Genomic DNA, 7,837 nt, shown 5'->3' with positions numbered 1-7,837 from the left:
AGGCCTCCATGCCCGGCTGATCGTCCAGGATAATGTTGACGACGCCGGCGATCGCATCCGACCCATATTGCGCCGACGCGCCGTCGCGCAGCACTTCGATTCGCTTGATCGCCAGATTGGGGATGGTGGCAAGGTCAGCCGACTGCGCACCGCGGGTGCCGAGCAGGGCGGAGCGGTGATAGCGCTTGCCGTTGACCAGCACGAGGGTCTGGTCGGCGGACAAGCCTCGCAGCGTAGCCGGACGGACAAAGGCCTGACCATCAGCCGCTGGCAGACGCTGTACGTTGAAGGACGGCAGCAACTGGGCCAGCGTATCGGACAGGTCGTTGGAAACGCTGCCGTCGATCGCTTTCGAAGACAGCACGTCGATGGGAGCCAGCGCATCGAACTTGGTCCGCTTCGCATCGCGCGTGCCAGTCACGATGATCGCGTCGCCGGCGCCGTCGTCGGCTGGCACGGCATCTTGCGCCACGGCGAAAGAGCATGCTGCAAATTGCAGCGCGACAAGCGCGCTGGCGGTCATAAACTTCATGATTGTCCCCACGGATGCGACAGATTCTTGTTCTGCGGGAGCCGATAGGGAGACTAGATGACGGTTATATGTAGTTCACGAAAAATGTTGGTGTCGATCCGCACCTCAAACAAGGATGAGGTGCGTAAATTCATTACCAAGATAGGAGAGGCCTGATCCGCCGGCGATCAATAGATCCGAAGACACCGAGCTAATGCCGAAACGCGAACTCGGGCGGCAGCTCAAAAGGGACAGCGACCCCTTATTGCCATTGAGAGGCCGATTTTTCGTGTCGAAGTCCCGCCGCTCCGCTTTCCGGTGACGATCTTCTTCGCAGATCGCTCTTTACAGCCCGAGATCACTCAATCCGGGATGATCGTCAGGCCGGCGCCCCCGCGTCCAGTGGAACTTCCGCTCCGCCGCGCTGATCGGCGCATCGTTGATGCAGGCGAAGCGCCGACGCATCAGGCCGCTCTCGTCAAACTCCCAGTTCTCGTTTCCATAAGAACGGAACCAGTTGCCGCTGTCATCATGCCATTCATAGGCGAAACGCACCGCGATGCGGTTGTCGCGGAACGCCCATAATTCCTTGATCAGCCGATAATCCAGCTCCCGTTGCCATTTGCGCGTGAGGAAGGCGATGATCGCAGATCTGCCATCGACGAATTCGGCCCGGTTCCGCCACTGGCTGAGCGGCGTATAGGCCATGGCAACCTTGGCGGGATCGCGGCTGTTCCACCCGTCCTCAGCCAGGCGCACCTTCTCGATCGCGCTATCCAGGGTAAAGGGTGGCAGGGGCGGTCTCCGATTTTGCATCATCCTTCTCCCAATTTGGCAACGCGATCCTGCAGTGCCTTGTTCTCGGCCTCCAGTTCCGCCAGCCGTTCATGAAGCGGCTGGACCGCCCGTTCAATTTCGCGCTCGGTGAAGCGCGGCGTGATATGCTGCGGGCAGTTCCAGTCGAACGCTTCCAGCCGCAACCGGAAGATGCGCTCAGCCCGCGCCTTGTACTCATTGTCCATGACGAGCTCGGTGAGCGCGGGGTCGGCATCGAGCGCCAGCTTCTCGACATGGACGTAGATTTTCAGCCGGGCGCGCCGCGGATAGTCCATCAGGATCAGGCAGGCCCGGCCATTCGCGGCGAGGTTGCCGGTGGTGATATACTGGCGGTTGCCGCGATAATCAGCAAAGGCCAGTGTGCGATCGTCGACCAGCTTGAGGAAGCCCGCCGGACCACCGCGATGCTGGACATAGGGCCAGCCATCTTCCGATACGGTGCCCATGTAGAGACTGTCGCGCGCTGCCAGGAAATTGGCTTCATTGGCGGTGAAACGATCGAAGGCACGATTGCCGTTGAAGGCTGCCCAATGGGCGTCCGCGCCCATCTCTGCCTGTGCCGCGCGCACGCTTGGCGTCGTCGCGACATCCAGAAAACCGTAGGACATGGTATGTCTCCCGCACTGGGGTTCAGCGTACCGCCACCTTGCGATCGAGGAAGTCCCGGATGAGCGGCGCCATCTCATCCAGCTTGTCTTCCAGGGCGAAATGGCCGGTATCGAGAATATGCATCTCCGCGTCGGGCAGGTCACGCCGATAGGGATGCGCGCCGGGCTCGGGGAAGATCGTGTCATTCTTGCCCCACAGGATCAGCGTCGGCGGCTTGCGCTCGCGGAAGAAGGCCTGAAATGCGGGATAGAGCGGCACATTGGTGCGATAGTCGTAAAACAGGTCGAGTTGGATATCCTTGTTGCCAGGGCGATCGAGCAGCGCCTGGTCATGGACCCAATTGTCCGGGCTGATCCGCGACACGTCCCGAACACCATCGGTATATTGGAACTTGGTGGCGTCGATGCCCACGAGCCAGGCCTGCGCCTCCCGATCCTTGGCCGATCCGCTTTTCCAATAGGTCTTGATTGGATCCCAGAACGCGCCAAGCCCCTCCTCATAGGCGTTGCCATTCTGGACGATCAGCCCGCTGACCCGCTCGGGATGCTTGAGCGCCAGCCGGTAGCCGACCGGGGCACCATAATCCATGACATACATGGCGTAACGCTGGGCGCCGACCTTGCCCATCAACGCGTCGACCATGTCAGCATAATTGCCGAAGCTGTAGCTGAACTGGCGACGGTCGGGCGCGTCGCTCTGGCCGAAACCCGGATAGTCCGGCGCGATCACATGATAGCGGTCGGCGAGCAGCGGGATCAGGTTGCGAAACATATGCGACGAGGTGGGGAAGCCATGGAGCAGCAACAGCACCGGGCCATCGACGGGGCCAGCCTCGCGATAGAACATCTTCACGCCGTCGATCGTGACGTCACGATAGTGGATCGTGGTGGCTTTTGCCTGCGTGGCGACCGTGCTGGCGGGCGCGGCGATCGCGTCAACCGAGGAAGCGATACCGGCAGTCGCCAGCAGCATCGAAATGACCAGTTTCTTCATCATGTTCTCCACCCTGTTGGGGCGCTGAGCAAGGGCTTCAGCTTCTGGAGACAGAGATAATCCTTACCGTCGTTCATGATAATTTGAGAAATCTGGAACTCATTATTCCTGAAAATGGAATTATCATCCTGTCGACTGGAGCAACGGATTGGCCCGCAACCGATCGACCGCCAGATCGACGAAGCTGCGCACTTTGGCAGCCGCCCGCCGCCCTTCGGCATGAATGACGTGGATCGGCAGCGGCTTTTCCATATGCTCGTCGAGCGCGGTGACCAATCTTCCAGCCGCCAGCGCCGGCTCGACCTGGTAGGACAGCACACGGGTCAGCCCCCAGCCTTGCTCGGCGGCAGCGATGGCCGCTTCATTGGTGTTGCAGAACAGCGCCGGATGAACGGTGACGCTGCTCCTGCCCTCCGGACCGAAATGCCATTCCGGCGAGGCCCAGGCCCCGGTCGGCGCGATAATGCGATGATGGACAAGGTCGGCCGGCGTCCGGGGCATGGGATGATGTTCGAAATAGGCTGGCGCACCGCAGATGACGCGCCGCACCGTCCCGACACGAACGGCGCTCAACCCCGAATCCGGCAGATGCCCGATCCGCACCGCGACATCGATGCCTTCCTCGACAATGTTGACCAGCCGATCGACAAACAGGCTGCGCCCGGTCACGGCGGGAAAGCGGTCCAGATAGTCGAGCAGGATCGGCAGCACGTACATCTGGCCAAAGATCACCGATCCGGTGACGATCAGCGTGCCGGTGGGATCGCCATGGGCGCCCGCCGCCGCCGCGTCCGCATCCGCCATGTCGGCCAATATGCGGCGACAATCGTCGAGATAGCCACGGCCTGCCTCGGTCAGCTTGACCGACCGCGTCGTGCGGGTCAGCAGCCGCACGCCTATCTGATCCTCCAGCGCGGAAATTGCGCGGGTAACGGCTGGTGGGCTCATATGCAGTTGTCGCGCGGCTTCGGCGAAACCGCCAGTTTCCGCCACGCGGACGAATATCTTCATGGCTTGCCAGCGGTCCAAAGCGTTCCCCGAATTTAGATTTACGACCGCGATGCGCGCGGGGTGACATTGGCTGGTCAATCCGCATGTGAATGGCTCGGATTGATACCTTGTCTGTCTCGACCTTTTGCGGCCGTTCAACAACCACTTTTTGACGGACAGCTGCGGACGGTCAGGTTTTCCCCGGCAGCCCGTGCTTGGCCGTAAAGGGGGCAGTACCTTATTATTCGACTCGAAATAGCTGCCATTTCTAGCGGCACGGCCAAAGCCGCGGCTGCCGCCTTATGCCTGCCGTTTACCGTTCATTGCTATCTGTCGAGCATAGGCAGGGGAGCGCAGCAGATTTTCGAGCGCTGTCTGATAGCGCTCTTTTTCGCCAGCAAAATAGTCCGCCCTACCCTGGGCGATCTCGGCGGTCGTTTCGGGATGCGTGAACACCCAGAATGCGCCTGACGCGATCCCCTCCAGAATCACTTCACCCGCTTGCATCGGGGTCAAACCCATCTGCAACACCATCGCATGCATCATCTCGCGCTGGCGCTCTACGAAGCTCGATTTCCGATCCGTCGGCGCATCTTCGAAAATGCGGGTAGCCACCTGTGCCGGCAATACCGCCGAAACATGGATCGGCGCCCCCTTGATCTGCATTTTCAGTAAAGGCATTCGGTGAAGCTGAGTACCGCATGTTTGCTCATCATATAGGGCGCATGCGTGGGCATCATTCCTAACGCGCCAATGGAGGCGACGTTGGAGATATAGCCCGGCTTGCCGCTTTCGATCATGCGACGAGCGAAAATGCGTGAACCATGCACGACCCCACGCACATTGATCGACAATAGCCTGTCCCAGGTCGAATCGGGAATTTCCCAGCTGAAGCCGATGGTTTCGATGCCTGCATTGTTGATTACCAGGCGGACGTCCCCGGATCGGTCATAGGCGGCCTCCGCCAGGCGCTCGAAAAGCACGGAGATACCTGTGTCATGGCAGTCAGTCCGCCTCGATCGTGGCGATATGGGTACGAACCTCCGCCTCCTCACCTTCGGGGAGCAGGATTTCGCTCAGCGTGCCGGATGCTGGCGCTTCCATTTCCTGCGTGGACTTCGACGTTTCGATCTCGACCAGCCTCAGGCGGCTTCATCCATGGCATCGGGCGGAATGTTGGCGGGGCCGCCAATGTCGTAGACCTTGGCGAGCAGGCCAACGAACGCATTGTCGTGGAGCGGATCGGTCGGCACCTCGAACGGTACGCCCCGCCTCTTCATGTCGTCGACCAGCATGTTGATCGCCTTGTCGTGCGAGATGTCATCGCGGTGATCGTAGGTCAGCTTGAAATCGTCGAGATCCCTGAACAGGCGGGCTCCCCAATGGACAAGGAACCGCATTTCCTGCCCGGGCACCTTCTGATTCACCTTGCCGAATGTTTCGAGCTGCCAGCCGGTTGGATCCTCGGGATCGGCGCCGAAGGTCGTCGTGATGTCCATGCCCTGCGGCTTGCGCTGCGCGACCGGGCCGGTAGCCTGGCCATGGTGGAACATCATCTCGTTTTCCACGACAACGGCGCGGCCCCACATGGGCGCGTTGATCTGGAACGGGGCTCCGCTCGGCCCGTTGGGCCAGCAGTTGAAACCACCACCAATGCCGCCGTTATAATACCAGGCGATGACCTGCCCTTTTTTCGAACGCCACTGGTCGAACAGGCAGGACTTGGCCATGGTGAGCAACAGCCAGAGCGGCGTATTCTCCATGGTCATGCCGCGAAAGACGGTGCCGTCCAGGTGCGGCGGTCCACCAATCGGCGTCGGTCCCTGGATATTGAACAGAAATGTCTCCGGCTCCGCATATTGACAGTTCCAATAGGTGCGGACCAGTTCGAGGAAGCGTGAATTATAATAGCAGTCTTCAATCTCGGGATAAAAGCAGGTGCCACCACGCGCCAGATAGCCACGGAACACCGGATTGAGGCCGATCATGTCCCAGGTCAGCGTCACCCCTTCCGGGATCGTGCCGGAAGTGGTGGCGATCACCTCTTCAGGGGTCTTGAAATTCTCGGCCATAATGAGCGGCCATGGGCCATTGTCGCGCACGGCTTGGAGGAGGCGGCAATGCTGATCGGCGCTATAGGCATTGTCGATCAGTTGCGGCGGAGCAACGGGACGGAAGTTTTCGGCAAGATCGCGAAGCATGGGGCGTCTCCGAATGAAAGGATAAAAGGTCGGAATCTGTCAGGACAGCATTTGAATTACTTCATTTACATGCCCCTCGGGATCGAGGACGAAGGCAACGCGAATACCGAAATCGGGAATTTCCCTGATCGGTTCGGGGACGCTGCCGCCCGCTGCCAGGGCGCGCTCGACCGTCGCTTCGAGATCTTGCGAGAGGAACCCCTGCACGGCTTCGCCGACCACTGGCCCTGTGGAATCCAGATATTTGATCAGCGTCAACGCCGGGCCGCCGGGATAGGCAGGACGATAGGTGATCTCGTCGATCTCGCGCCCGAACATGACATCCTGATGCCGATTGTTGGGCACGACGCCGAGCACCGCTTCATAGAAGGACGCCATGGCGTCGAGATCGTGCACGAAGGTCTTGCCGAAAATATAGGACATGCCGTGATTGGATGCCGGAGCAATCTGGTCAGCCATTGTCTTTCCTCTCTTGGATAGTCTGAATTTCGCGTTGGGCTCAGATCGACAGCATCGCCATTTCGCGCTGCCCGGCCGGCGCCTCCCCCTGGCGACGGGTCGCGGTGAAATCCGCCTCGCGCGGCGAGCGCAGGTCATGCCAGATGCGGGAGTTATGGCGCGGTATGGCCAGGATGACCTTCTTCTGTCCGTCACCACCCTTGTCGCGATAATAGCCATGGGCACTGCCGCACTGGACCCAGGCGGTGTTGGCGAGATTGGCGTCGACATCATCGACAAAGGCCTTGGTCGCCTCGGGCGTGACGTCGATCGAGGACAGGTGATCATCCACCATCCATTGCAGCAACTCGATGATGTAGTGGACCTGCTGCTCGCTCACCACGGCGTGGTTGGCGACCAGATAGCTGTAGGGCGCCCCCATGAAGATGAAGTTGGGGAAGCCTGTGACCAGCATCCCTTCATAGCTGAACGGATGCGGGTCAAAGGCATCCTTCAGCGTCCTGCCATCCTTGCCGCGAATGTCGAACTGACGCCCGAAATGGAGGTTATACCCCGTGGAGAGCAGCAGCACGTCGCAGTCGATGCGGGTGCCGTCGGACAGGACCACCGCATGGTCTTCCGCCTCCGCCAGTTCGCCGCGAACGATACCGACATTGGGCTTCTTGAGCGTGTCGTAGAAACCGCAGTCGAGAATGGGTCGCTTGGCAAAGACGGGGAAGTTCGGCTTCAGCAACCCGACCATGTCCGGGTCATCGGGAAAATGGCTCTGGAGATAGGCTTCCGCATAGAGGCGCATTCCGTCGTTGATCGGGCCAAATCCGCCTGTCTGCCGGGCATAATCCTCATCCTTCATCACCATGCCGCGCATGTCGCCCATCTGGCTTTCAAGGCTCTGCAATCGCTTCCAGTTCACGACGAAGGGAATATGCTCCATCGCCCAGCGCTCCAGTTCCGCGACGGGCGCATGGGCCTGGGGATTGGGGATGATATGCTCCGGCTGGCGCTGGACGATGACGAGTTCGCCCACTGTGTCGGCGATGGCGGTCGCAACCTGAACGCCCGAACAGCCCGTGCCGACCAGCACCACCTTCTTGCCCTCAAGGTCCACGTTCGGGTCCCAGGTCGCCGAATGGATCACCGGCCCCTTGAATTGATCCAGATTCTTCACATGGGGATAATTGGGATTGTTGTTCGGCCCCACCGCCATGATGAGCATATTGCATAAATGGATTTCAGC

At 60.2% G+C, this 7,837-nt stretch carries 11 protein-coding genes; all 11 read right to left on the bottom strand.

Annotation, left to right across the window (positions count from 1 at the left end):
* On the bottom strand, window positions 1-532 hold a 532-nt coding region (locus tag VMR39_RS17325), incomplete at its 3' end, for a TonB-dependent receptor plug domain-containing protein (RefSeq protein WP_325417348.1).
* Between the two features lie 324 nt (window positions 533-856).
* Window positions 857-1,327: a nuclear transport factor 2 family protein gene (locus VMR39_RS17320; RefSeq protein WP_325417346.1), complete on the bottom strand. Its 471-nt coding sequence runs from the start codon at window positions 1,325-1,327 to the stop codon at window positions 857-859.
* The gene (locus tag VMR39_RS17315; protein WP_325417344.1) at window positions 1,327-1,956 is read right to left on the bottom strand and encodes a pyridoxamine 5'-phosphate oxidase family protein; all 630 of its coding nucleotides are present in this window, start codon (window positions 1,954-1,956) and stop codon (window positions 1,327-1,329) included. Before VMR39_RS17315 ends, VMR39_RS17320 begins: the two co-directional genes overlap by 1 nt.
* Window positions 1,957-1,978: 22 nt before the next feature.
* Complete coding sequence (locus tag VMR39_RS17310) at window positions 1,979-2,950, bottom strand: alpha/beta fold hydrolase (RefSeq protein WP_414712545.1); 972 nt, start codon at window positions 2,948-2,950, stop codon at window positions 1,979-1,981.
* A 123-nt stretch (window positions 2,951-3,073) separates the two neighbouring features.
* Entirely contained in the window at window positions 3,074-3,961 is an 888-nt protein-coding gene (locus tag VMR39_RS17305) for a LysR family transcriptional regulator (RefSeq protein WP_325417340.1), read from the bottom strand.
* A 279-nt stretch (window positions 3,962-4,240) separates the two neighbouring features.
* Window positions 4,241-4,606, bottom strand: a complete 366-nt coding sequence (locus tag VMR39_RS17300) for a hypothetical protein (RefSeq protein WP_325417338.1) — start codon at window positions 4,604-4,606, stop codon at window positions 4,241-4,243.
* A gap of 2 nt (window positions 4,607-4,608) precedes the next feature.
* Window positions 4,609-4,923, bottom strand: coding sequence for an SDR family NAD(P)-dependent oxidoreductase (locus VMR39_RS17295; protein ID WP_325417336.1), 315 nt, complete (start codon window positions 4,921-4,923; stop codon window positions 4,609-4,611).
* Between the two features lie 22 nt (window positions 4,924-4,945).
* The gene (locus tag VMR39_RS17290; protein WP_325417350.1) at window positions 4,946-5,071 is read right to left on the bottom strand and encodes a lipoyl domain-containing protein; all 126 of its coding nucleotides are present in this window, start codon (window positions 5,069-5,071) and stop codon (window positions 4,946-4,948) included.
* An 11-nt stretch (window positions 5,072-5,082) separates the two neighbouring features.
* A complete protein-coding gene (locus tag VMR39_RS17285) occupies window positions 5,083-6,141 on the bottom strand; it encodes a hypothetical protein (RefSeq protein WP_325417334.1) in 1,059 nt (352 codons plus the stop codon).
* A gap of 39 nt (window positions 6,142-6,180) precedes the next feature.
* Window positions 6,181-6,600, bottom strand: coding sequence for a VOC family protein (locus tag VMR39_RS17280; protein WP_325417332.1), 420 nt, complete (start codon window positions 6,598-6,600; stop codon window positions 6,181-6,183).
* A gap of 40 nt (window positions 6,601-6,640) precedes the next feature.
* The coding region (locus VMR39_RS17275) for an NAD(P)/FAD-dependent oxidoreductase (protein ID WP_325417330.1) at window positions 6,641-7,837 on the bottom strand (1,197 nt) is incomplete at its 5' end.

This window comes from Sphingobium sp. (assembly GCF_035511395.1).
Taxonomy (GTDB): domain Bacteria; phylum Pseudomonadota; class Alphaproteobacteria; order Sphingomonadales; family Sphingomonadaceae; genus Sphingobium.
The sequence above is the reverse complement of the archived record's forward strand: the minus strand, read 5'-3'. Positions and strand labels throughout refer to the sequence as shown.